General features: G+C 38.3%; 25 protein-coding genes and 2 pseudogenes. 23 read left to right on the top strand and 4 right to left on the bottom strand.

All coding sequences use genetic code 11. The annotated features are described in order from the left end of the window. The 3 genes from ABE65_RS18955 to ABE65_RS18945 are packed head-to-tail and all read left to right on the top strand — an operon-like array spanning position 1 to position 1,195. Entirely contained in the window at positions 1-303 is a 303-nt protein-coding gene (locus tag ABE65_RS18955) for a DUF4176 domain-containing protein (protein ID WP_066398426.1), read from the top strand. A 3-nt stretch (positions 304-306) separates the two neighbouring features. Further along, positions 307-648, top strand: coding sequence for a hypothetical protein (locus tag ABE65_RS18950; protein ID WP_066398424.1), 342 nt, complete (start codon positions 307-309; stop codon positions 646-648). Between the two features lie 16 nt (positions 649-664). Continuing rightward, complete coding sequence (locus ABE65_RS18945) at positions 665-1,195, top strand: hypothetical protein (RefSeq protein WP_066398422.1); 531 nt, start codon at positions 665-667, stop codon at positions 1,193-1,195. A gap of 58 nt (positions 1,196-1,253) precedes the next feature. Here ABE65_RS18945 and ABE65_RS18940 read toward each other — a convergent pair whose 3' ends face one another. Beyond that, on the bottom strand, positions 1,254-1,766 hold the full coding sequence (locus tag ABE65_RS18940; protein ID WP_066398420.1) for a hypothetical protein: 513 nt from the start codon (positions 1,764-1,766) through the stop codon (positions 1,254-1,256). Positions 1,767-2,104: 338 nt separating this feature from the next. Between ABE65_RS18940 and ABE65_RS18935 the strand changes: the two genes are divergently transcribed. From ABE65_RS18935 to ABE65_RS18870, 15 genes and pseudogenes are all read left to right on the top strand, one after another. Beyond that, positions 2,105-4,081, top strand: coding sequence for a T7SS effector LXG polymorphic toxin (locus ABE65_RS18935; protein ID WP_066398418.1), 1,977 nt, complete (start codon positions 2,105-2,107; stop codon positions 4,079-4,081). A gap of 19 nt (positions 4,082-4,100) precedes the next feature. Further along, positions 4,101-4,556, top strand: a complete 456-nt coding sequence (locus tag ABE65_RS18930) for an immunity protein YezG family protein (protein WP_066398415.1) — start codon at positions 4,101-4,103, stop codon at positions 4,554-4,556. Positions 4,557-4,718: 162 nt separating this feature from the next. Then, positions 4,719-4,814 (top strand): annotated as a pseudogene (locus ABE65_RS21975) (DUF6985 domain-containing protein); the annotation flags it as partial. A gap of 272 nt (positions 4,815-5,086) precedes the next feature. Next, on the top strand, positions 5,087-5,512 hold the full coding sequence (locus tag ABE65_RS18925; protein WP_066398413.1) for an immunity protein YezG family protein: 426 nt from the start codon (positions 5,087-5,089) through the stop codon (positions 5,510-5,512). A 37-nt stretch (positions 5,513-5,549) separates the two neighbouring features. Next, on the top strand, positions 5,550-6,029 hold the full coding sequence (locus tag ABE65_RS18920; RefSeq protein WP_066398411.1) for an SMI1/KNR4 family protein: 480 nt from the start codon (positions 5,550-5,552) through the stop codon (positions 6,027-6,029). 49 nt (positions 6,030-6,078) lie between these two features. Next, positions 6,079-6,621 (top strand): annotated as a pseudogene (locus tag ABE65_RS18915) (T6SS immunity protein Tdi1 domain-containing protein). Positions 6,622-6,685: 64 nt separating this feature from the next. Then, positions 6,686-7,135, top strand: a complete 450-nt coding sequence (locus ABE65_RS18910; RefSeq protein WP_066398409.1) for an SMI1/KNR4 family protein — start codon at positions 6,686-6,688, stop codon at positions 7,133-7,135. 47 nt (positions 7,136-7,182) lie between these two features. After that, entirely contained in the window at positions 7,183-7,641 is a 459-nt protein-coding gene (locus ABE65_RS18905) for an immunity protein YezG family protein (RefSeq protein ID WP_066398407.1), read from the top strand. Positions 7,642-7,716: 75 nt separating this feature from the next. Then, entirely contained in the window at positions 7,717-8,271 is a 555-nt protein-coding gene (locus ABE65_RS18900; RefSeq protein ID WP_066398405.1) for a T6SS immunity protein Tdi1 domain-containing protein, read from the top strand. 222 nt (positions 8,272-8,493) lie between these two features. After that, a complete protein-coding gene (locus ABE65_RS18895; protein ID WP_231887828.1) occupies positions 8,494-8,982 on the top strand; it encodes a DUF6985 domain-containing protein in 489 nt (162 codons plus the stop codon). Between the two features lie 127 nt (positions 8,983-9,109). After that, on the top strand, positions 9,110-9,628 hold the full coding sequence (locus tag ABE65_RS18890; RefSeq protein WP_066398400.1) for an SMI1/KNR4 family protein: 519 nt from the start codon (positions 9,110-9,112) through the stop codon (positions 9,626-9,628). Between the two features lie 33 nt (positions 9,629-9,661). Beyond that, a complete protein-coding gene (locus ABE65_RS18885; protein ID WP_066398395.1) occupies positions 9,662-10,120 on the top strand; it encodes a YrhA family protein in 459 nt (152 codons plus the stop codon). A 129-nt stretch (positions 10,121-10,249) separates the two neighbouring features. Next, positions 10,250-10,699: a DUF600 domain-containing protein gene (locus ABE65_RS18880; protein WP_066398392.1), complete on the top strand. Its 450-nt coding sequence runs from the start codon at positions 10,250-10,252 to the stop codon at positions 10,697-10,699. Between the two features lie 331 nt (positions 10,700-11,030). After that, positions 11,031-11,789, top strand: coding sequence for a TrmB family transcriptional regulator (locus ABE65_RS18875; RefSeq protein WP_066398390.1), 759 nt, complete (start codon positions 11,031-11,033; stop codon positions 11,787-11,789). Between the two features lie 168 nt (positions 11,790-11,957). Then, positions 11,958-12,203 (top strand): hypothetical protein, encoded by a 246-nt coding sequence (locus ABE65_RS18870; protein ID WP_066398388.1) that lies wholly within the window; start codon positions 11,958-11,960, stop codon positions 12,201-12,203. Positions 12,204-12,254: 51 nt separating this feature from the next. On the opposite strand, the gene deoD is transcribed toward ABE65_RS18870, so the two are convergent. After that, complete coding sequence (deoD, locus tag ABE65_RS18865; protein ID WP_066398387.1) at positions 12,255-12,965, bottom strand: purine-nucleoside phosphorylase; 711 nt, start codon at positions 12,963-12,965, stop codon at positions 12,255-12,257. Between the two features lie 104 nt (positions 12,966-13,069). Further along, positions 13,070-14,242 carry an MFS transporter gene (locus ABE65_RS18860; RefSeq protein WP_066398386.1) on the bottom strand — a complete coding sequence of 391 codons (1,173 nt, stop codon included), beginning with the start codon at positions 14,240-14,242 and terminating at the stop codon, positions 13,070-13,072. A gap of 528 nt (positions 14,243-14,770) precedes the next feature. Between ABE65_RS18860 and ABE65_RS18855 the strand changes: the two genes are divergently transcribed. From ABE65_RS18855 to ABE65_RS18835, 5 genes are all read left to right on the top strand, one after another. Next, positions 14,771-16,549, top strand: a complete 1,779-nt coding sequence (locus ABE65_RS18855; RefSeq protein ID WP_066398383.1) for a sensor histidine kinase — start codon at positions 14,771-14,773, stop codon at positions 16,547-16,549. 21 nt (positions 16,550-16,570) lie between these two features. Continuing rightward, a complete protein-coding gene (locus tag ABE65_RS18850) occupies positions 16,571-17,713 on the top strand; it encodes a response regulator transcription factor (protein WP_066398381.1) in 1,143 nt (380 codons plus the stop codon). Positions 17,714-17,751: 38 nt separating this feature from the next. Further along, entirely contained in the window at positions 17,752-19,026 is a 1,275-nt protein-coding gene (locus ABE65_RS18845) for an ABC transporter substrate-binding protein (RefSeq protein WP_066398379.1), read from the top strand. A gap of 220 nt (positions 19,027-19,246) precedes the next feature. Further along, positions 19,247-20,704, top strand: coding sequence for a glycoside hydrolase family 68 protein (locus ABE65_RS18840; RefSeq protein WP_066398377.1), 1,458 nt, complete (start codon positions 19,247-19,249; stop codon positions 20,702-20,704). Between the two features lie 114 nt (positions 20,705-20,818). Continuing rightward, a complete protein-coding gene (locus tag ABE65_RS18835) occupies positions 20,819-22,363 on the top strand; it encodes a glycoside hydrolase family 32 protein (RefSeq protein WP_066398375.1) in 1,545 nt (514 codons plus the stop codon). Positions 22,364-22,846: 483 nt separating this feature from the next. Here the strand turns inward: ABE65_RS18835 and ABE65_RS18830 are convergent, their stop codons facing one another. Continuing rightward, a complete protein-coding gene (locus tag ABE65_RS18830) occupies positions 22,847-23,359 on the bottom strand; it encodes a hypothetical protein (RefSeq protein WP_066398369.1) in 513 nt (170 codons plus the stop codon). Positions 23,360-23,375: the final 16 nt, after the last annotated feature.

Below are 23,375 nucleotides of genomic sequence, written 5' to 3'. Positions count from 1 at the left end.
GTGTCAACTGAAATTAACTCACTCAAATTGGATAAAGGATCAGAACTGCTTCCTATCGGTACGATTGTATTGTTAGATAAGGTGGATCAACCTTTAATGATTTATGGAAGATTGCAGCAACAAATGGACCTTGAAAAAACGTGGGATTACGTGTCATGTCCATATCCTCAAGGAAATGTATCAGATGAAACCAATGTCTTCTTTAACCATGATCAAATAAACGAAATTGTATTTAAAGGGCTAGAAACAGAAGGCGAAAAATTGTTGAAAGAGAAATTAAAACTCATCAAGTCAGGATTGTAAAAAATGAAAAAAATCGGAAAATGGTTTATTGAACCTTACATAATCGTAACGCAGGAATGGCAACTCCTATCTCAACGGAATAAGGAGGAGTCTATAACAGGTTCTGAAAAAAGAAGAATAAAAGAGCTTAAATTCTTTAACATCATGCTCGCGGCCGTGTATACCTTATTTTGCTATATGTTTTTAGGTGACTTAGTCATGCTAATACGCGGAAATTGGGTCTCACTAATGGGTGTAGTATTTGGGTTCTTAATGATGTTACTTCTAAAGAGAATACAAGTCTCGCGTTATCTTAAACGACGAGATGCTTATATTAAAAAGGATGAAACGCTTATTAAACAGTAGAAAGGAAACATCAACTATGCGTAAAACGATCTTCATTACATTCTCCTTACTCCTTATTCTCATCCTTGCAGCATGCAGCGAGAGTAAGACTTCTACTAAAAAAGAAATGTCAGACAAAGAAAAACAAGAAGAAATCGTTAAAGTCATTAATGAAGACATCGCTCAAATCTCTAAATATGAGGTAGAAGCCAATCAGATTCTAGCTTCCGTTTCTGGTGAGAATTTTAAAAATGATAAAGAATTATATGACGTGCTCGTCAATCAGGTCATCCCACTCTACGATAAAGTAGTAAAGGGAGCAAAAGAAATCGATCCAAAAACAAAAGAGCTTAAAACACAAACAGATAAGATGGAAAAAGCGTCCTTAATTTATCAAGAAGCTTTGTTGCTAGAAAAGGAAGCATTAGAAAAACAAGATAAGAGTTTAATAGAAAAATCCAACGAAAAAGGACTTCAATACCAAGAAGCCATTAAAGAGTATCATGAAGGTATGGAAAAATTAACAAAGAAGTACGACATTGATTACGAACCTACTCCGTTAAACTAAGATAAAAAGACGATCACTTTGTGAAGTGACCGTCTTTTTTGTGCTTTTTTACATTTTGTTATAGAGAATCGTCAACTTTCTTCTTTTCCAACTTCACATCATGCTTCTTCGCTAACTTTTCCACATCATTCTGATAATCTCGCATCATTTTACGCGCAGTATTGAGCTTTTCGTTCGCTTCGTTAATCGTGTTGCTGTCTTGATTTTCAATCGCGGTCACGATGAGAAGAAAAGCGCTCGCCTGTAGATTCGTCGCTTCAATAAAGTCTTCATGTAACTTTCGCAGTTCGTCTGTCTTGGTCTCAACAGCCTCAAGCTCTTGAATGAACGCGTTGTACTCGGGAATAATCTCCAATTTCAAAGCATCATAAAGGGTGTAATCATCTGTGTAGTTCACTCCTGTTACCGCTTCATACTTTCCGACAACCTTTGTTTCCTCATCTGCCAAATCCGGCATCTCTTCGTTCACGTAGTGAAGCAGATCTTCCTGAACCGGGTCATCACTGCACCCAGAAAGAATGAAAATGAACATGAGCATGCTCGCTAGTGCGAATCTTTTTACTAAATTCATCTGTCACCTCCCTCAATCACTGTATTCTCGGTGAAATCTGTCCTATGACTGGGTATTTTTAAGTTGTTGGGAGGCCGGTACAGGTGGAAATTGCGTGTTTAACGGTGGTGAGTGTTGAAGTGCAGGTGGTGGTGAACATGTTACCGGTGAAAACAAACATATCTCAGGTGAAAACAGCCATTTTATCGGTGAACGCGTAACAAAATATAAAAATACGTACCGTAAAAATCACGAAAGAAAATGGTACACAAGTTTCATTGAAAATCGCGGTTTACTTATTGGATAATAAAGGAAGTGTAAAATAGGAAAACATTACAGACGAAAGAGGGCAACAGTAAATGGGAAGCAAAGTGTATGAAGCCTCAACCTTAAAAGCTGCAACCAGTGAACGAGCCCACCTTTATGAGCAATTAAGAGAACAATTTGAGACTTTAAAAAAAGAGTTTAGTAAAATAGTAGAGAACCATGACTTTAAGGGGCATGGAGCAGATGCGATCAAAGGATTCTACCAGGGGCAGATGGATGTTATCGATGCATGGATTCGGTTGATCGATACGAATGTTGGCTTTTTTAAAGGAATTCCGGGAGATACGGAGGACGTGGACCTTTCTGGAGATACGTTCGTACAGGTGCCTTTTTTAGAAGAGAATGTGGAGCGAGCGGGAAAACAGGCGAAGGATATGGTCGCTGATCAACAAGAAGCGCTGCAGCATATTTTTAATAGAGTCAATGACCTTGTCTCTTTATCGGTATTTTCTAGAGATGCATTTGAAGATCAGATGGATAAAGCAGAGAAAAAACGATCTGATACGGTCGAGAAAGTAAACGAGTTCGACCAACGCTTATCAGAAGAGTACAGCATTTCTCAAAACCAAGAACAGCATATTTACGGGCTGTTCGCACAGCTGATGGAAGCGACAAGGCAAGGGGAGACCATTTCTCCGCTGAACTTTAACACGGAAGCTTACCACAATAGCGAAGTCTACAAAGCAATCGGACAAGCGAAAAAGGATACCTCTGACTATCTTACGTTTAAAAACCAGCAAAAAGAGGATCGAAGGATCGCAAAAGAAATAGAAGAAATGGAAAACAGACCATTTTACGAGAAGGCGTGGGACACTGTCTGTACGTTTACAGGTGAAGTAACCGGATATTACGACACACAGCGAGCTGCGACGGGCGTTGATCCTGTCACAGGACGCAAACTGAGTGATGCAGAACGCGTGACATCTGGCGCGATGGCAGCAGCAGGTTTCGTTCCGTTCGTCGGTTGGGCTGGGCGAATCGGTAAAGGTGGATCGGCCATCTACAAAACGGTAAAAGGAGCAAACGCTGCGAATCATATGCTGGATGCCCACCGAACGGCGCAAGGACTTAAGAATCTCCAAAAAGCCGAATATGGCATATATGGACTTGTGTCAGCGAACGGTTTTGGGGAGTACTTCACTGGGAAAGACATGTTTGGCAATGAATTAACGGAACAACAGCGTAACCAGAGTCTGTTTAATGCGTTTGCGATCGTTGGAGTAAGCGGTGCAGGGTATGGTTTGAGTAAAGTAGATATGGGGAAATTTGTTCAAACGAAATTCCCTTACAGCACTCAATATGCTAGACAGAAGCTTTTGCAGGCTGAAGAAATGGCTAAGACCATAAAGCATAACGTAGGCAACACACACATTCCAGTAAGATTTAAAGTTCACGCATTGGTATCACCGACCGGTCATGTGATTAGGACAATTAGTACGGAGACGAAGACTGTTAAGGAATTGATGCAGCAGGCTTCGGTTACTAGAGGGACGGGTAATAATAGTTTAAATACTGGATCATCAAGTGGCGCCGCTAAAACATTAGTTGGGTCAGGAGAACAGTTTACAAACGGAAGAAAAAATAGATTGAATCCTAATATTAGATATAAGACTGGAGAATATGATTATTTTTATGAAACAGATGAAATAGGAAGACTTGTAAAATTTGAAACTGAAAATCTACAATTAACAAAACGTACTGAAAGATTATCTCACAGCAAAAACACATTAGGAAAAGTTAAAGGTCAGGATCATGCCGGGCATTTGGCAGGCGATAGATTTGGTGGTTCACCTAAAATTGATAATTTAGTATCACAATTATCTGATGTAAATTTAAAAGAATATAAGAAGATAGAAGAAGAATGGGCTGCGGCATTAAAAGAAATACCGCCAAAGAAAGTAATTGTTAATTTAGATATAATTTATTCTGGAAGTGAAACGCGTCCTGACAAATTTATTGTTACTTACTTTATTGATGGTGAGCCAGCTTCAAAAATTATTAGAAACTAATCAAGGAGTGATTGGTAGTATGAAAGAATTTGAAGATAGATTTAGTGAGCTACAAGCGGATATGATATCTATTTGTATGGAATATATAAATGATAGAGCGGATAAAATATATGTTTACGCATCGTGTGAAGGAAATATTATTTCGAGTAAGTTCTTTTATTTAATTAATAACAAGTACGTAAAGTGTAATAAAGTGAATGATGCTTTGGAGGATGGAGACGAAGAATATGATGTTTCTCCAAATAGAATGCTTTCGGTACTAAATATAATTAATGAGGATATTGAAAAAATAGAAACTTTATGCAAAGAATACAACAAAGAAATGCCAACAGAAATGAAATTAATTTATAATGTACAGAGAGGAAACTTTAAAGCAGAGTACAATTATGATTTAGTATATACGAATGATGATATAAAAACAGCTAATCATATAGCTGATGAATGGTTTGAAGAAGTTAAAAATAATAATCTCTAGTTTTTTATTAAATCATAGGTAAAGTATGTTGAACACTTGATTGTCTTTAGGCAAGCAAGTGTTTTTTCGTGAAAGATTATGGAGATAAGGCTTTGGTAAATAAACAGAAAAAGAGGAAAGGAATGTCATTTGAAATTAGCTACATATGGCAAAGGCTGCTTCACACTTAAGTGTACATGGGATACAGAGAATAGCCTTGGAGTTCGTACGTTAGATGAGAAAATCATTGAAGTAGGTTACCAGGATATTGCCATTTAAATAAATGAGTTAAAAACTTCGAATGATGATGTTAAAACCCCTAATCATATAGCAAAAATGAGTAGTATTCAGGAATTTTGAGTACAAGAAAGTATATCATCAAGAACCACTGCAACAGTTTAAGTGCAGTGGTTTTGTATTATATTTATCTAGCTACTTTGAGTTGAAATACTTATATACTTCATTGAAGCCTTCGACTAACCCCTACCAAAACATAATTGCACCTAAAAAATTTGATAATAGAACACAAGTAATTCAGGAGGGTACGTATAATGGAAACCAAAATAATGGAACAGACGTATCAACAAATCGCTAATACATTACTCAATATAATACAAGAGGAATGGAAACAAGTTTTATTATACGCTGAGATTAGAGAGGGGTATAAAAAAGTTTATTTTTATTATTACCCTGAATCTGGTGGGAGTCCCGTATATAGTCTTGATATAGTTGAGCTTTTTAAAATGGTTGAGGATGAATATGATGGGCTTGAAAACGAATTGTATCAAAATGTTACAAGATTAAATGAAGAGTTCTTAGAGCAAGGACAAAAGAGATGGACTAATCTAACCTTCATTTTAGAAAACACAGGTAAAATGAATATTAATTATGGTTATGATGATATATCTCAATTGAGTCCAGTTGAAAAACAAGAACAATGGGAAGCAAAATATCTAAAACATGACACTGGGTTTTAGGAAGATGTTCCCTAGATAAAAGGAGGTATTCTAATTTATGGAAATAGAGAAAAGCTCTCTTATACTCCCCTTACCTTCAGATGAGCTGTTTAAAAGAAAAGAAAGAAACTGGAGGCTAAAACTACCAGAGGATTTTAAAAGTTTTCTTCAGCATAATAATGGTGCGAAACCAATGGTAGGTACGTTTACTTGTAAAGAAAATGGTCATCAATATGCAATCGATCGATTTTTATGTTTATTAAAAAACCCAAAAGACAATGAAGATCATTTAGGGGTTTACGATTTAAGTGTTACTTTGACTCTATTGGAAGATAGACTAACAGACAACGAAGATTTAATTGGTGCGGAAATTTTGCCTATTGCAGTGTTATTTGCTGGTGACTTTGTATGTTTAGACTTTAGAGAGGGCAACAACCCTAGTGTTTGTGTCTGGAGCCATGAAGAATCAGGAGAATTAGAACCTGTTACGTACTTAACGGCAAGTAGTTTTGGAGAATTTATTAGCCTGATATCGTAAAAGCTCTTACATAATGCTAAACCAAGACCTTATTCCTGGAGAGAAACTTATGGAACAATATATAAAAGATTTTAAGTTGCACAATAAAGTCTCGATTGAAATCATTAATAGATATAAAAAAAGTGTGCCAATTGAAATAATAGAATTATGAAGAAAATATGGATTTGGTTCTTTTATGCAAGGATATTTTAAAAGTGTAAATCCAGATGAATTTAAAGGGATTCTAGAACACAGCAGCCAAAGATATAAGGATGCAATAGTACTGTTTGCTACTGGCATGGGAGATTTATTGATCTGGTCTGATGGATATGTCAGACTACTTAATTTCAGATACGGTACCGTCAAAACAATAATGTTTACCTTTGAATTCTTCTTTTCTAATATTTTTGATGAAGAATTTAGAAATGAAGATTTGTCTTGGCAGCCATATCCTCTTGCCATGGAGAAGTATGATGAGTTGAAGTATGAAGAGTGCTTTGGATACACACCTTTACTAGGTTTAGGTGGGGAAGAAAAAGTAGATTTCCTGAATAAGGTTAAATTGAAGGAACACAATCTTACAATTACACAATTCACGGGACCTATTCATTAATTCGTATGAGGATTGTGGAGGAGTATCAACTCTCAAGGAAGCTAGATAAAAGGAGGATATTACAATGATATTGATAGAATGTAATAACGAAAAAATTTCAAGAGATACCATTAATCAATTTGAAAACGAAAATAAAGTAAAGTTAACCGTAAAATACAAACAATTCTTACTTGAGTGGAATGGTGGTTATCCTTCCGCTAGTACATTTAAAATTTCAGATAAAAAAGGGTATAGTGTTATAAATGTATTTAATGGCATCGGAGATATGTACGATAATTTAGAGAAGGTCATCAATATATATGAGTATAGACTTCCGAATGGGTTCATTCCTATTGCAGACGATTCTGCAGGTAACGTGATTTGTTTAGGAACGAATGAATCCTATTATGAAAATATTTATTTTTGGGATCATGAACAAGAATCAGAGAATCCGGATGACATGAGTAATATGTACTTTCTTGCCAATGATATTAACCAATTTTTAAGCATGTTACATGCCAGTTTGGAAGAGTAATGATTGCTAACTTTTAAGCATGAATAAGTCTAAGGAGCTAAAGCAGGATGAAAGAATTTGAAGATAAGTTTAGTGCACTGCAAGCAGATATGGTCTCTATATGTCTGGAATATGTAGAGGATAGGGCTGATCAAATATACATCTATGCTTCATGTGAAGAAACTGTAATTTCGAGTAAATTCTTTTATTTAATTAATGATCAATATGTAAAACCTCATAAATTAAATGACGTATTAATCGATAACGACAAAGAATATGACGTTTCTGCTAAACGACAGTTTATGGTATTAGATATTTTAAGCGAAGATATTGAGAGTATTAAAAATACTTGTAAAGAATATGAGAGAGATATGCCAACTGAAATGAAGATTAAATATGATGTGAAAAGTGGCGAATTTACTGCTGAATACAAGTATGAGTTAGTATATTTGAATGATGAGAATAAAACTGCAAGTGATATAGCGGATAAATGGTTTAAAGAATTATCTAATAGTAGTAGAGTATGAAAATTTTAACGCTTACGTACTTTCCTAATTAGCTAAAATACTGCTTAATTATTGGTATGAGAGGAGGTTTGTAGTATGGATATATTCAAAGATTTCAAAAAAGTATGTGAAGTTGAGGAGTATACTATTAACAAATACAAAGACATGCTTCCAAAAGAATTAATTGCCACATGGAAAACATACGGCTATGGGACCATTATGAATGGGTATTTAAAAATTATTAACCCAGATGAATATAAATCTATAGTGAATGATTCTTATTTAAGAAGTGAAGGGACAACCCCAATTTTCACTACAGCCATGGGTGATGTTATACTTTTTGAAAAAGATGAAAATCAAGAGTCCTATATAGTAATAATTAATTATCGAAAAGGTAATACAAAAGTGGTTGCTTCAAAATACTCATTGTTTCTGAGATTTTTAGAGGAAGAGGTATTTAAACAAAAGGCATTAGATTGGTCTCCTTATCCTGAAGCAATGGAAAAATATCAAGAACCAGAATTTGAAGAGTGCTTTGGATACACACCCTTACTAGGTGTAGGTGTGGAAGAAAGAGTAGATCATTTGAAAAAGGTTAATTTAAAGGAACAGATTCTTATTATTACTGAATTTATGGGACCTGTGGAGTAACAAAATACAAGAAATAATTACGATCACTTGATTATCTTATAGGTAATAGGTGTTTTTTTATAAAGCCTTCTATTATACAATTTTTATAGTGGTAAATATGACTCACTTTGCCTTATTTGGCTTTCAAAGAATAATCATTTGAAAAATAAATCTATAAATAATTAATTTTATCCTGTTTAGGTCCACTTTCAATAAGGTCTATAAAAAAAAACAGGGAGAGTAATGATGACAATAATTAATGATGAGTTATTTGGAGAACTTGAATATAAAAACAATTTTTGGAGAGGGAAAACCACTATTAAAATGTTCGATTTAGAAAAAGAAATCATTTTAAGTGTGGATGCAGATGAAAGTGCTAATTTTTCAAGTGTGCAGAAAGATGCATTCTCTAAATTTAATCAAAATATGAAGAAAATAATAGAAGACGCGGAAATTCAGATTTATGATTACTATAATGAGAATTATCAAGAATATAGAGAGATGTTAGAATATGATCCAGAAATAGATAAAATTGCTCCTGAAATTGATTCAATCTCAGATTTGAAAAAATTGGTAAAACCGACAGAATTAATTGTAAGGAGAGTAAGAAGAAGCAAAGGAAGAAGACTGGGGTTGTTATGCAATGCATCTTGGAATATAGAAGATGGATTGGGAATAAAAATTGAAGATGAATTAGTAGAAGAAGTAGGTTATCAAGATAATATATTATGAATCAAAATATAATTGGAGCCCGTTGACCTAGAATGTAGAAACGTTGTTCATGGTCTTTTTTTATATTCTTCGAGTAGAGACTATTTTACAAGAAACTCTTTTATATAGGTAGAGGAGGAACTAAAAGATGATGGATTGGAAAGACAGGATAGCAGCTTTAATTTTAGTAAAACAAGAATTAATGAGACAAGACGTAGAGAGAATTTGGCCACATCATTTTCCTGAGGTAGGAGCTACTGAAAAAAGTCTCCAGGATCTTGAAGAAGAGTTGGGTTATAAATTGGACTTCACGTACCGAAGTTTTTTACAACATGCGAATGGCTGGAAAGGTTTTTATCAAACGGTGGACTTATTTGGTACTGAACAACTGAAAGATTCTACTAAAAACGTATATGCTGAAAGGTTATTAAAAGCTATTGATGATCTGGTATTAAAAGAAAGTTGTGTTATCAGAAGTGAACTATTGCCAATAGCTGCTACGGAATATGATAAGGATTTATTTGTTCTATGTTTACCAAATTCAGCTAAACCAGGAGAAATACTTTGGTTTGCTGGAGAAGAAATAGATAGGTTTGAGAATTTTGTTGAATTTTTCCTAGCAATGACTGAGTACAATAGAGAAGAAATTTTGGCTCTAAGGGGCTAGTTATACATAAACAATGTAAAGGGGAAAAATATTTTGTCACATTGGAAGGATCTATTACTAGAGATTAAAAAAATTGAAGAAAAATACGAAAGTTCACTCAGAAATCCAGCTTGTGATAGTGAAATTATGAAAATGAAGAACAATGTTGAACAAAATTTAATAAGTGTAGCATTACCTAGTTCATATATAAAGTTTTTACAGACAACAAATGGATTAGACTTTAACGGATTGGTCATCTACGGTGTTGATCAAGTTTTTCTTGAAAAGAAGAAAGCTATAGACTTTCAAGGTTTTATTGAAACAAACAATTTATGGCATGAGAATGATTGGCAGAAGCAATATATCTTTTATGGGGATTCTAATACAGCGTGGTATGGTTACGATCAAGTAGAGAATAAGTATGTAGAACTTGATAAACCATCAGGAACATTAATTCAGTCATTTGAAAGTTTTGATTCCATGTTAAGCTGCGCGTTTGAAACTATTCTTTAATATTTTAATTTAATCTCACTTTATAGAAAGTTTAAATTAACTGAAAGAGAAGATGAATTCCCTGCAAACCAATACATAGGTTAACAATCTAAGGTAAGAAATCTTTTGAAAGTTAGGGGGATAGCAGCAGTGGAAAAGGTATTTGAAGATTATATCTCAGAGTTGCAAGCAGATATGGTAGCGATCTGTTTAGAATATGTAGAGCATAAAGCAGATGATATATTTATCTATTGTTCTTATGAACCAAACATGTATGTATTTGATGTTTTCTACAGAATAAATGGAAAGTTAGTCCACAAAAATCAAGTTAATCATGCTGTTGAGCAACACATTTATGATGTTTCATCAGATAGACATAAGGCAGTATTAAAAATAGGGAATGAAAATCTAAAGTCTATTCATAATAAATGTGAGGACTTTAATAGAGAAATGCCCACTGAAATCAAAATGCATTACGATGTTAAAGAAAATAGTTTAAAAGCACATTATAAATACGAATTAGTTTACTCACATGATAATGAACTCCTTCCTGACGACATTTTTGATTCATGGTTTGATGATGTGAAGAATAGAAATTAGTGGTACAAGTTTTAGAGCAGTTTGACTGAAACTTTAAATGGATTAGTTAAACAACGGTTTTGATTAATTTCTTTATTGTCTATAACAAAAGACAATCATAGATTTTTTATATTTAATTTTAATTGGTTCAGTGTAGTTAAAACAATAACCACTGCGAATGGTTAATTCGTAGTGGTTTTATATTTATACAAACAATTCTATCGTGGGAACAGCATTAATTACTTAACTTACCTAGAATTAGACTATAAAGAAACGTTTCAAGGACTAGCGATAGGGCCATAATTGTTTTAAGATAGCTGTAGAAGATAAGAGGCTATTTTTAGGAGGAACCATGCTACAAAAATTCGGTTTTTCACAATACGAAAGTCAGGTGTTCGAGGTTCTTGCTTCAAGCGAGGAACCGATGGACGCGACGAATATCGTTAAATACTCGGGTGTTCCGAAATCCAAGATATATGAAGTGCTATCGCGCATGATCGAAAAAGGCATGGTGCTGGATTCGGTGTCAGAAAAAAAGAAGCTTTATACCGCGCTACCCCTATCAATCGTGATTGAGAAGCTGACGACAGAATTTCAAGAAAACGTAGAGCAGCTCAAAAATAATACATCAAAGCGAAAGTTTTACGATGAACACGTTTGGAGTCTGAAGGTAGATTCGTCGATTCGTGCACAGACGAAGCAGCTTCTTCAAACAGCGGATAAATCCATTCGCGTTTCTGGCTGGCAGGATGATATTCAAGAAATCCTAATAATTTTGCAAGAAAAGGAAAAGCAGGGAGTGGATGTGGAAGTGCTTGTTGTTGGTGAGTTGGAGTCCACACTTTCTCATGTGCACACGTTGATTCCTGCGCAAGAGCATCACTCCCTAGAGCGCTTTCGCCTTGTAGTCGTTGATGAGACGGAAGTCATCTTCGCAGGGATGGAGAGTCAGAGTTGGCAAGCATTGAAGACCAAATCTCGTCCATTCATCAAGGTTTTCATCGAATTCTTTTATCATGATGTGGCGTTAGCTAAGATTACAGAGAAACATTCAGAACTAATGATGAATGATGAAGAGATTAAGAGCGTATTGATGAAGTTAAGATACTAAATAAAAAGTAAGTAGGCTCGAAAGGATATTTAAAATTATCTTTTGAGCCTTATTTTTTATGTGAAGCCAATCATTTCTACCGATATAAGAAGAGCACTGAGTTATACACAGAAATAGGAGTCAAATTAGAATGATTGATTAAAAATAGAATTGAAAGGAAAGATTCGTATGTATCTATTATTATCGATTGTGTTAAGTGGTTTGTTAGGTGCGTTCTTACTTATGTTTGGTCCAGTATATGGGGGAGTGATCGCTTTTGCGATTATCGTAGGTTGTTTATTTAGGGGAATCTACCTTCTAAATGACCTTCACCAAAGAATTTCTAAAATTGCTCCCAAAAAAGATAAAGTTAAAGACGCTTATGAGGATTACATGAAAGAAAAAGCGAAAAGGGAAGAAAACGAGTCCTTATAGAGGGAAAGAAAAACTGCACCCTATCTAAATAGAGTGCAGTTTCTTTATTGTTTATTCTTGAGTACTCACAACTTCCAAAGCCATCTCAATCATATCGTTGAACGTTGTTTGGCGCTCTTCAGATGTTGTTTCTTCACCTGTGAAGATGTGGTCACTTACAGTTAAGATAGACAACGCGTTCACACCGTATTTCGCTGCGATCGTGTAAAGAGCTGTTGTTTCCATTTCAACCGCTAACACACCGTTATCCGCAAGCTTTTTCACGATATCCATGCTGTCACGGTAGAACAAGTCAGCTGTTAACACGTTACCAGCTTTAATCTTCAAGCCTTTTGCTGTTCCAGCTTCATACGCTTTTCTTAAAAGATCGAAGTTTGCGCAAGGTGCGAAGTCGATGTTAGGGAACGTCAAGTGGTTCATGCGAGAATCTGTAGATGCTGTCATCGCAAGGATTACGTCACGCACTTTTACGTCTTGTTGGATCGCACCACATGTACCAACGCGGATTAAGTTTTTTACGCCATATTCACGAATTAACTCGTTCGTGTAGATCCCGATTGAAGGAATCCCCATGCCTGTCCCTTGAACAGATACGCGTTTTCCTTTGTATGTTCCTGTGAATCCAAGCATACCGCGAACTTCGTTGTAGCATGTTACGTCTTCCAAAAATGTTTCTGCAATATATTTTGCACGAAGCGGATCCCCTGGTAATAGGATGCTTTCTGCGATTTCACCTTGTTTAGCGCCGATATGAATACTCATTTGTTCACCATTACATCTTTTACGATTGTAATGGTTTCACCTCCTCAAAAGATTGTAACTTACCAAAAATTTCTCTACCTTCATCATGCCATAGTTTTCGCAACCTAGCTAATAGTATGTGCAGATTCTTCAGTGCGGCGTGCTTTTTTTGTCATGGAAAGCACAGCGGTACCAAGTGCTAAGATGATCAGCAGTCCACCGACCGTTGCGTTGTTCTCGACAGATGCGTTCTCAATCACGATTCCACCGATCATGGACCCGAACGCGATCCCGAAATGAAGCGCTGAGTTGTTCAGACTCTGCTGAATATCGGATGTTTCAGGTGATGACTCGATCAGATAGCTCTGCATCGCCGGCGTGATCGCCCAACTGAGCATGCTCCAGATCACCATGACTACTAAAAATAGCGGAAAAGCAAACGTTGTATAAGGAATCATAAAGATTGAGACCGCGAAAACAATAATAACACCAATAATCGTAGGTTTTGTACCGAACTTATCAGCAAGCATACCACCGATTCCACCGCCAAAGACGGCGGCAACACCGAATATTAAGTATACGATGCTCACCCATGTTCCGTTAAGTCCAAGTGCCATTTTTAAAAACGGAGTCAGGTATCCGTATAACGTTAGATGACCAGCTAAGAACAGGAACGACGTAATCTGCGCAAACAAGATACGACGATTTTTTAATGTGCGCAGCTGTTCTTTGATCGGAATAGCTGGTTTTGGAGCCAACGTATTCATGAAGAAATGCACACCGAGTATGGATAAAACGGTAAGTGCTGTAATCAGGATGAATGGTGCGCGCCATCCGAAAGCATTTCCGAGCATTAAGCCGACCGGTATGCCGAGTACAAGCGAAGCACTGATTCCCATGAACACCACGCCAATCGCGCGAGCTCGGTATTTTTCTTCCACGATGTTAGACGCCATCGTCACACAGAGTACAACGAGCAACGAACCACTGACCGCGGATAGGATTCGTGCGATGAGCAGCATAGAATACGTCTGACTTACGATCACGAGTGCGTTTCCTATTAGGAAAACAAATAATGAGATAATGGTTAGTCGTTTTCTCTCGATATGAGCAGTCATCGTAAGCAGAATAGGTGCCGCGATGGCGAACACGAGTGAGAAGATCGTGATGAGAAAGCCAGCCTTGCCGAGGCTAACGCCAAGATCATCAGCAATCAGGTCTAGAATGCCGCCGATTATTAACTCGACCATCCCAACCACAAACGAGACGATCGTTAATAAATAAACACGTTTGTTCATATTTTATCTACCTTCTTTTATATAAAAGTTACCCCTGTAATGGTAACTTATTTTGAGTATGGTGGCAATAACGAAATTGATGTTAAAAATAGGGTTTGAGGAAGAGGAGGATTGGGAGTGGACAGTATTTTGTTGAAAGTGGACAGTAAAAGTAGGGAAGTGGACAGTATTTTATCGAAAGTGGACAGTAAAATTCAAAAATTGGACAGTATTTTCATGAAAGTCGACAGTAAGTGGTTGTTGAGGTGCGTCTTCACCCCGAAACTACGTCTTCACCAGGACTGATCATATTGTTGGCGACTCCAATCTGTCGGATTCGATGTTTAATCTGTCCAATCTCCAACATAATCTGTCCAGTTCGGCGGATAATCTGTCCAATTCAAAATATCTTGCTAAAAACCTATCACAGCTCATCCCGCACCACCCTAAATCCTCACAAAACCACCCACCAGCACGAAGAACTAAAACATCCAAACCTCGTTTTGATTGCACAATAATAGGAAAAACTTCATGTAAAGGAGGTCGCGCGTGAAAAGTATACATAGTCGTTTGTTGCTCATGCTGCTGGGTTTTATTATCGTGCCGTATTTTTTAACGATTTTTCTCATTTATGCTTATACGAAGAACAGTGTTGAGGAGTACGAACTCAATAACAGCAAGATGCAGCTGGAGAAGAATGCGGAAGACCTCCAACAATATTTTGATGACATGGTGAACCTCCCGTACATCTTGTATCGAAATCCAGATCTGTTCCGAATTTTTACCGAGGGGTTTGAAGACTCGATCTATTTTGATCAGGATTCGGTTGAGAAGAGTATTGAGACGTTTTACTTAACGAGAAATGAGATTCGACAGCTCCGGTTTTATTTAAATGAAGGAAAAGAGTCGTTTACTGTTTACAACGCAACAGTTAGTACGCGAAAACCGCAGCCAGATCTATTGAATCGAGAACACATTAAACAATTGTTTAAATCTAATAAAAATTATCTGATCGAGCCGCCGCATGTGATCAAAAATTACAACAACGCGGCGATCATTCCAGAATCTGACCGGACGAAGGTGTTAAGCATTCATCATAAAATAAAGGAAGTGCCGTCTGACAAGTTTCTTGGAATCATGACGATGGACATCAGTTTAGGTGAGTATTCAAAGATCGTGAGTAACTTAGCCGGAGAAAACGGGTCATCAGCTTATCTGATCAATGATAGAAATGAAATTATGTATGCGAAGGATTCTTCATTAATAGGTAAGCGTGTTCCGGCCAACTTACAAAGTCGGATTAAAAAAGGCACAACAGATAAAGAAATATCGTTAACAAAGACGTTAGATGGACCGGTTGAAGGCTGGAAGTTAGTGAAAAAGACTCCGAGTGACGTGTTGTTCCGGGATGTTCGAGAGACGGCGACCATTAATATTATCGTTGGGCTTGGTGTCGGCCTTTTAGGTCTACTCATGATCAGTTTCATCTCATACAAAATTTCTCGGCCCATTCGGGAGCTGAGTGAGAAAGTACGCGGGATCGAAGGGGGACATATCGAGATACCTTTTGAGAACGAGCGGCAAGATGAGATCGGACATTTGGAACGGCATATTAAAGACATGACGGATCGGATCAACCTTCATATTAATCGTGAATATAAATTGGAAATTGAGAATAGAAGAAATCAGTTTCGTGCGTTGAAGTCACAAGTGAACCCACACTTTTTGTTCAATGCTCTGCAATCGATCGGAGCGGTGGCTCTTCGTTCCAAGTCTCCGCAAGTGTATGGACTGATTACTTCGCTGTCTAAGATGATGCGTTATTCCATGCAAGCGAATCAGTGGGTGAGCGTGCAGAATGAAGTGGATTATATGAAGGCTTACCTCAATCTGCAACAGGCCAGATTCGGAAAAGAGCTTCATTATTCGCTGGATTTTAGTGATGAGGTACTAGAGAGTAGGATTCCAAGTATGATTTTACAACCGCTCGTTGAAAATTTTTTCAAGCATGTGTATGAAGAGGGTTTTTACGAAGCGGAACTGACGGTTTCGGCCGAGGTGAAAGGAGATTCTCTCTACCTGGTTGTTGAAAATAATAAAGGACCTGAAATCACAGCGAGCGATTTAGAGCGTTTACGAGAAAACATTTATCGATCAGCATCGGAAGGTACCCCTGTAAACGAGCATATCGGACTGAAGAATATATATCAGCGACTGATTCTAAACTATGGCACGCGAGCTGGTTTCCTTGTGGATCAGCCGAATGGACAAGGTTTTTCGGTAACGATTGTCATTCCAAAAGATTCTAGCTATGAGCCCAGAGTTTAGTGACAGAAAGTAGGTAAACAAATGAAGGTGTTGATAGCTGACGATGAGTTCAATGTCCGCGACGTGATTCGGTATATCGGAAAATGGGATGAACACGGGATAACAGAGCTCTTGGAAGCAGCGAACGGAAACGAAGCGAAGAAGGTCATCGAGAAAGAGCAGCCTGAGATTATTTTTACGGATATAAAAATGCCTGGCATGAGTGGCTTGGATCTGATCGAGTGGCTGGATTCTATCTCGTACGAAGGCAAAGTGGTCTTGATTACGGGTTACGATGATTATCAGTTTATGAGAAAAGCCATTCAGCATAACAGCTTCGATTATCTATTAAAACCGGTTGAGGATGAGGCGTTTAACAACGTGCTGAAAAAAGCGGTTGCGGCTTATGATGAAGAAAGCAAATCTCGTCTGTACCAAGAAGACGCGGTTAAGATTCGATGGAGTCAGACGGTTTTAGCGGCATGTCATGGTGAGCCAGCAGACCTCGAACTTATCGCCTCTAACCTCCCGTCATCTGAAAGATATGATTTTACATTGCTAACATTCTATCAAATGCACCAGCCTGCGCCTTATATCGAAAAACTGGCTGATGAGTTGGTGGAGCAGGAAATCGGGAGTGCTGTGATGCTGCCGGATGACTCTAATCAAAGTGTGCTTATCACCTTGCCGGAGGAATGGTTTTTCGTTGAAGAGCATTTAAGTCGTGAGCTCGATATTCCTGTACGCCTCGTAAAGGGCGAGCTGCAGTCACTTCAAGAGATTCACGAGAAATATAATCATCTTCAAAGTGAGTTGGAAAACCAGAACTACCGATCCATTCAGCGGTTGGACGAACTTGAAGCGAAACAGCGCATGAACGATATTATTTCGTATGTTGAAACATACTACATGGAAGATATGAGTTTAGAAAGACTAGCGAACCGATTCTTTTTCAGCCGGGAGCATATCTCTCGCAAGTTCAAACAAGAAACGGGCATGACTTTGTCCAAATATATAACAAAACTGAGGATTGACCAGGCGAAACGTTGGTTGAAGGAAAGTGATGAAAGCATCTTTTCGATCTCGACGATGCTCGGGTATCAAGATGAAAAATACTTTTCTAAGCTTTTTAAAAAAGAAGTAGGGATAACACCGTTTGAGTTTCGAAATGGTGAAAAATCGTAAGCAGAGCTTTTATAGAGAAAGGGGTGATTCCACAAAACATGAAAAAGCATTATGTAACCATTGGTATAATAGCGATTCTTCTTGCAGGCTGTCAGAAAGAAAGTGATTCAAAGCCCCAAAAAGAAGAAAAGATAGAGAAAAAGGTTGTACTTGATATCCGAAACCCGAAAGTAGAGATCGCCTCTGAATTTGAAGAGCTCGCGAAAGTCTATGAAAAAGAAAATCCTGAGATTGATATACGGATTCGTACGGTCGGAGGAGCGGCAGATGATTATTCTGACTTGAAAGCAGAACTGGCTTCAGGTAAGGGGCCGGACATTTTTACAAACACGGGGTATGGAAATGCTGAGACGTGGCGGCCGTATTTAGAGGATCTATCAAAAGAGCAATGGGTCCAGGAAGCCTATCCAGGTACGCTTAACGCGATCAAGATGGACGGCAACGTGTACGGAATGCCTATGAATTTAGAAGGCTACGGCTTTATTTACAATAAGCAGTTGTTTCAACGTGCAGGAATTGAGCAGGTACCAAAGACACTTCCACAGTTAGAAAAGGCAGCGGTAAAATTAGAGCAAAAAGGAATCACCCCATTTGCAACCGGCTATTACGAGGACTGGAAGCTTGGTGTCCACCTATTAAATGTGGCTTTTGCGAGACAGAAAGATCCTGATAATTTTATTAAAAAGTTGAATGCAGGTGAGGAGCAAATCCCCGATAATCCACTGTTTCAGGATGTGATTGACCTTTTGGATGTTACGCTGAAATATGGAAACGCAGATCCGTTAACGACGGATTACAACATGGAAGTGGATCTTTTCGCAAAAGGAAAAGCCGCGATGATTCTTCAAGGAAACTGGATACAGCCGATGATTGATGAACGAGCTCCAGATCTGGATGTTGCTTTCATGCCGATACCAATTAACGACGAGCCGACAGATCAGCTTGTGGTGAGCGTGCCGAACTATTGGGTCGTAAACAAAGAGGCAGATGCTCGTGATAAAAAAGAAGCGAAGAACTTTTTAAACTGGATGGTGAGTTCGGAAAAAGGTCAAACGTTCATTACGGAGCGGTTTAAGTTCATCCCGGTTTTTAAAAACATTAAAACGGAAAAGCTAGGTCCACTTGCAAAAGAGACGATAGCCGCATACAAAAAAGGAAACACACTGGATGCCAACTGGAGCGGTTTTCCCGCAGGGGTGAAAGAAGAGTTCGGATCTGCCATGCAGATGTATGTAGGTAAACAATTAACACGACAGCAGCTGTTGCGAGAATTTCAGCTCTCCTGGGATAGAGCACGGAAAGCACAAGAATGATGAGACTCCTTGATAGGGGTCTTTTTTGTTGCGAAAGTTATTGATCTCATTTTCACCTCGACCCGGAGTCAACTTTTACAAGATATCAATTTAAGACGAAATCCTCATCAATCCATGCCATATCTACACGCGGCAACCTCCCCTATACTTGTAATTAGCAAAGACAAACGATTGGAACTGTTTCATCAGTCCCAACGAAAATCACATAGGAGGAATACGTATGAACTATCGTAATATGGCGAAAAAAGTAGCTGTCGTATCACTCAGTACTGCGATTTTATTAGGAGGGGGTGCAACAACATTTGCGTCGGGTCAAACCCCTTCAGATTTTAAAGAAACATACGGAACATCACAGATCACGCGCTACGACATGAAGCAGATGATCAATCAACATAACGATCCAAAATATACTGTGCCAAAATTTGATGCATCGGCAATCAAAAATGTAGAGTCAGCTAAAAAGGTTGACGAAAACGGCAAAAAAATCGACATGGACGTGTGGGATACATGGCCACTTCAAAACGCGGACGGAACGGTTGCTGAATACAAAGGCTACCACATCGTTTTCGGTCTAGCAGGTGACCCGAAGAACCCGAATGACACGTTCATCTACATGTTCTATAAAAAAGCGGATGACCAATCAATTGATGCTTGGAAAAATGCTGGACGTGTTTTCGAGGACGATGACAAGTTCAATGCAAACGATAAATATTTAAAACATCAATCTGAAGAGTGGTCTGGTTCTGCAACGTTCACTTCTGACGGCGAAGTTCGTTTGTTCTATACAAACCGTGAAGCATTCAAGCCAGATCAAGATCGTTACGGCAAACAAACGTTAACAACAGCGCAAGTTAACCTTTCTCAACCAGATAACAAAACGCTTGAGATCGACGGTGTAGAAGATTACAAGTCTATCTTTGAAGGCGGAGACAGCAAGATGTACCAAACGGTTGAAAAAGCGTTTGGTGGCGGAGACTACAACGATAACCATACGTTCAGAGATCCTCATTATATCGAAGAAGATGGACGCAAATATTTAGTGTTTGAAGCGAACACAGGTACAGTAACAGGTTACCAAGGAGAAGAATCTCTTTATAACCAAGCGTACTACGGAAAGAGCAACGCTTTCTTCCAAGATGAAAAGAAGAATCTTTTAGCATCTGATAAGAAAGAAACGGCTAAAAAAGCGAACGGTGCGATCGGAATCATCGAGATCAACGACGATTATTCTGTGAAAAAAGTAATGAAGCCACTAATCGTATCCAACACGGTTACAGATGAGATCGAGCGCCCGAACATCTTCAAAAAAGATGGAAAATGGTACCTCTTCACAAGCAGCCGTGGTTCTAAAATGACAATCGACGGCATCGATGACAGAGACATCTACATGCTTGGGTATTCAGCTAATTCACTAGACGGCCCGTTCAAGCCGTTGAACAAAACAGGTATCGTGCTGCACCAAGACCAAGATCCGAACGACATCACTTGGACATATGCACACTACGCGATTCCTCAAGAAAATAGCGACAATGTCGTTGTAACAAGCTATATGACAAACAGAGGCTTTTTCGAAGACCGCAAATCAACGTTTGCACCAAGCTTCGAGATGAACATCAAAGGCAAGAAAACATCTGTTGTGAAAAACAGCATTCTTGAACAAGGACAACTAACGAAGTAAAGATTTCTATCAATCAATTTTCGACCTACCCTACACATCAATCAAAAGGAAATGCCAGAGATGGCATTTCCTTTTCGTTTAAAGACAACTAATTAGTGAGGAGGTTAAGAGACTATGTTTAAAAGAGAGAAATGGCCAGTGCTATTCATTTTAGTTTTATTGATTTCAGGTTTGTTGCTAGTAAAGAATTTAATGGAAGAATCGAGTAAGCCGGTTCCGAAAAAGGAAAACGACCCATCGTATCGGGCAGATTATCATTTTACAACGCCTGACAAGTGGAAGAACGATCCTCAGAAACCGGTCTATTATAAAGGGAAATATCACTATTATTATCTTTATAACAAAGATTACCCAGACGGAAACGGAACAGAGTGGCGCCATGCAACGTCTGAAGACCTTGTGAACTGGAGAGATGAAGGCGTCGCTATTCCGAAATTCACGAACGATAACGGTGACATTTGGTCAGGTTCCGTAGTAATCGATAAAGAAAATACCGCTGGGTTCGGGAAGAATGCGTTTATCGCTATTCTGACACAGCCTTCAAAAGACGGAGGAAAACAGAAGCAGTTTCTTTGGTACAGTACGGATGAAGGAAAGACGTTTAAGCCTCATGGCGAGGATCCCGTTTTAGATAACCCGGGAACGAAAGATTTTAGAGACCCTAAAGTGGTCTGGGATGATGAGCGGAAAAAGTGGATTATGCTGATGGCGGAAGGTACGAAAATCGGTTTTTATGAGTCTGATGATCTGAAAAACTGGAGATTTACGAGCGGTTTTCAAACGAAAGATATTGGGTTGATCGAATGTCCTGATCTCTTTTTGATGCGTGGTGAAGATGGAACACTGAAATGGGTGCTCGGTGTGAGCGCGAACGGCCTCTCGTCTGGAAAACCCAACACGTACGCGTATTGGACAGGAGATTTTAACGGAGAGTCGTTTGCCGTTGATCATGAAGATCCAGAGTGGCTGGATCACGGCTTTGATTGGTATGGTGGCGTGACGTTTGATGAAGGAGAGAAGAGTGATCCTGATGCGAAAAGATATGCGCTCGCTTGGATGAACAGCTGGAGCTATCCGCATGAAACGCCGACGATGAAAGAAGATTTTAACGGTATGGATTCAGTGGTGCGTGAACTTCAGTTGAAACATGATGCTAACGCGGATCGGTATTATTTAGCGTCACAACCGGTTGAAGCATTAGATAATTTAACGAGTTATAGGGATTTCTTCCAGCAGATTAAAGTGACAGGTGAAAAAACGCTTGATGTATCTGGAGATTCGTACGTGTTAGAAACGGATATCAGTTGGGAAGACAGCCAAAATATCGGCTTGAGGCTTCGTGAATCCGAGGATAAGAATCGCCATATTGATGTTGGGATTCATACAGAAGGACAGTTTTCTTATGTGAACCGATCCTTTGCTAACCAACCAGATAAAAGCGGTCAATACGTAGAGAGCAAAGCGCCATTTTCTTCAGAAAAACGAAACGTTCACTTGAAAATTCTTGTAGATAAAACAAGTGTAGAAGTATTTGTAGATGATGGACGAGTCGCGCACTCAAGTCTATTGTATCCGGAGCATAATGATCAGGGAATAACGCTATTTTCTGATGGTGGAGAAGCTATATTTGAGAATTTACAGGTTAACCATATAGAATGAGTGTGATTTTCGTGTGAATGTTGGTTCCGTAGATCATGTTTGTGTGTGTTGCCGGTGGTTATGTGTGGTTTGCAGGTGATCGTGTGGTGTTTACCGGTGGTCACAGCATCGTTTCAGGTGGTTAGCAGCCATTTACAGGTGGTCACACACCATTTACCGGTGAACGTGTAACAAATATAAAAACACGTACCGTAAAACAACTAAACAACCATGATAAAAAAGCAGTTCTCAACAGAGGGAACTGCTTTTTTGCATATCATATAAGATCTCCAGTCCTAAACCGGACTGGAGAATATAGAAGGAGTATAGGTTTAAAATGAGTGGGTCATCGACCATCCATTGCAAAAGTGGGTAATAGGTAAAAGGTAAGATGGTAATCGGTGATGGGTGATTGGTTGGCTCATCTACCGTTACAAGGGTACCAGTGTACCCGAAAAATTTTCTCCTTCTATACCTTGAAGAGGAGTCTCACCTCTTCAAGGCTTAAAAATATTTCTCACTGTCGAAGTCTAATTCAACAGAATAGTTTTTAGCGTTGATCAGATTGGAAAGACGGTTTGCTTGACGCTCCGTCTCGATTCCTTTTAAACGATAATCTTCTGGCTCGAATGTTGCGATTCGCATTAAATTTGCGTTCTCACCGAATAAATAAGGCTCTTCTTTTGAAGCAGCGCCGAATTCTTTAAACTTTTTTGATTTCGCGCGTAGTTGTGTAGCAAGTTCTATTGCTTCCACGATCGCTAGAGGTTCATCATTAAATACAATCTGTTGTTGGCTGTTTGCTTGATACATGAGTTTATCTAATAAACGAAAATCTTTGCGGACTTCCTCTATATCTTGTTCGACATTTGATAATGTTCGGACTTGCTTTGGAACTTGATCCCCTTTTTCGATTTCAACAAAGGCTGCACGATCCATTTCATCCTCAAGTTCATGTATACGTTTCGATAATACGCTTTTAAGTTTAACTGCTTCTGCAAGGGAAATTTTAGGCATGTCATCATGCTCCTTC

Source organism: Fictibacillus phosphorivorans (assembly GCF_001629705.1).
GTDB classification, from domain to species: domain Bacteria; phylum Bacillota; class Bacilli; order Bacillales; family Fictibacillaceae; genus Fictibacillus; species Fictibacillus phosphorivorans_A.
The sequence above is the reverse complement of the archived record's forward strand: the minus strand, read 5'-3'. Positions and strand labels throughout refer to the sequence as shown.

Bases quoted from the DNA above. Each gene is read 5' to 3' on its own strand.
- ABE65_RS18950 (WP_066398424.1), top strand. From the start codon at position 307: ATGAAAAAAATCGGAAAATGGTTTATTGAACCTTACATAATCGTAACG.
- ABE65_RS18945 (WP_066398422.1), top strand. From the start codon at position 665: ATGCGTAAAACGATCTTCATTACATTCTCCTTACTCCTTATTCTCATC.
- ABE65_RS18940 (WP_066398420.1), bottom strand. From the start codon at position 1,766: ATGAATTTAGTAAAAAGATTCGCACTAGCGAGCATGCTCATGTTCATT.
- ABE65_RS18935 (WP_066398418.1), top strand. From the start codon at position 2,105: ATGGGAAGCAAAGTGTATGAAGCCTCAACCTTAAAAGCTGCAACCAGT.
- ABE65_RS18930 (WP_066398415.1), top strand. From the start codon at position 4,101: ATGAAAGAATTTGAAGATAGATTTAGTGAGCTACAAGCGGATATGATA.
- ABE65_RS18925 (WP_066398413.1), top strand. From the start codon at position 5,087: ATGGAAACCAAAATAATGGAACAGACGTATCAACAAATCGCTAATACA.
- ABE65_RS18920 (WP_066398411.1), top strand. From the start codon at position 5,550: ATGGAAATAGAGAAAAGCTCTCTTATACTCCCCTTACCTTCAGATGAG.
- ABE65_RS18910 (WP_066398409.1), top strand. From the start codon at position 6,686: ATGATATTGATAGAATGTAATAACGAAAAAATTTCAAGAGATACCATT.
- ABE65_RS18905 (WP_066398407.1), top strand. From the start codon at position 7,183: ATGAAAGAATTTGAAGATAAGTTTAGTGCACTGCAAGCAGATATGGTC.
- ABE65_RS18900 (WP_066398405.1), top strand. From the start codon at position 7,717: ATGGATATATTCAAAGATTTCAAAAAAGTATGTGAAGTTGAGGAGTAT.
- ABE65_RS18895 (WP_231887828.1), top strand. From the start codon at position 8,494: ATGATGACAATAATTAATGATGAGTTATTTGGAGAACTTGAATATAAA.
- ABE65_RS18890 (WP_066398400.1), top strand. From the start codon at position 9,110: ATGATGGATTGGAAAGACAGGATAGCAGCTTTAATTTTAGTAAAACAA.
- ABE65_RS18875 (WP_066398390.1), top strand. From the start codon at position 11,031: ATGCTACAAAAATTCGGTTTTTCACAATACGAAAGTCAGGTGTTCGAG.
- ABE65_RS18870 (WP_066398388.1), top strand. From the start codon at position 11,958: ATGTATCTATTATTATCGATTGTGTTAAGTGGTTTGTTAGGTGCGTTC.
- deoD (WP_066398387.1), bottom strand. From the start codon at position 12,965: ATGAGTATTCATATCGGCGCTAAACAAGGTGAAATCGCAGAAAGCATC.
- ABE65_RS18860 (WP_066398386.1), bottom strand. From the start codon at position 14,242: ATGAACAAACGTGTTTATTTATTAACGATCGTCTCGTTTGTGGTTGGG.
- ABE65_RS18850 (WP_066398381.1), top strand. From the start codon at position 16,571: ATGAAGGTGTTGATAGCTGACGATGAGTTCAATGTCCGCGACGTGATT.
- ABE65_RS18845 (WP_066398379.1), top strand. From the start codon at position 17,752: ATGAAAAAGCATTATGTAACCATTGGTATAATAGCGATTCTTCTTGCA.
- ABE65_RS18840 (WP_066398377.1), top strand. From the start codon at position 19,247: ATGAACTATCGTAATATGGCGAAAAAAGTAGCTGTCGTATCACTCAGT.
- ABE65_RS18835 (WP_066398375.1), top strand. From the start codon at position 20,819: ATGTTTAAAAGAGAGAAATGGCCAGTGCTATTCATTTTAGTTTTATTG.
- ABE65_RS18830 (WP_066398369.1), bottom strand. From the start codon at position 23,359: ATGCCTAAAATTTCCCTTGCAGAAGCAGTTAAACTTAAAAGCGTATTA.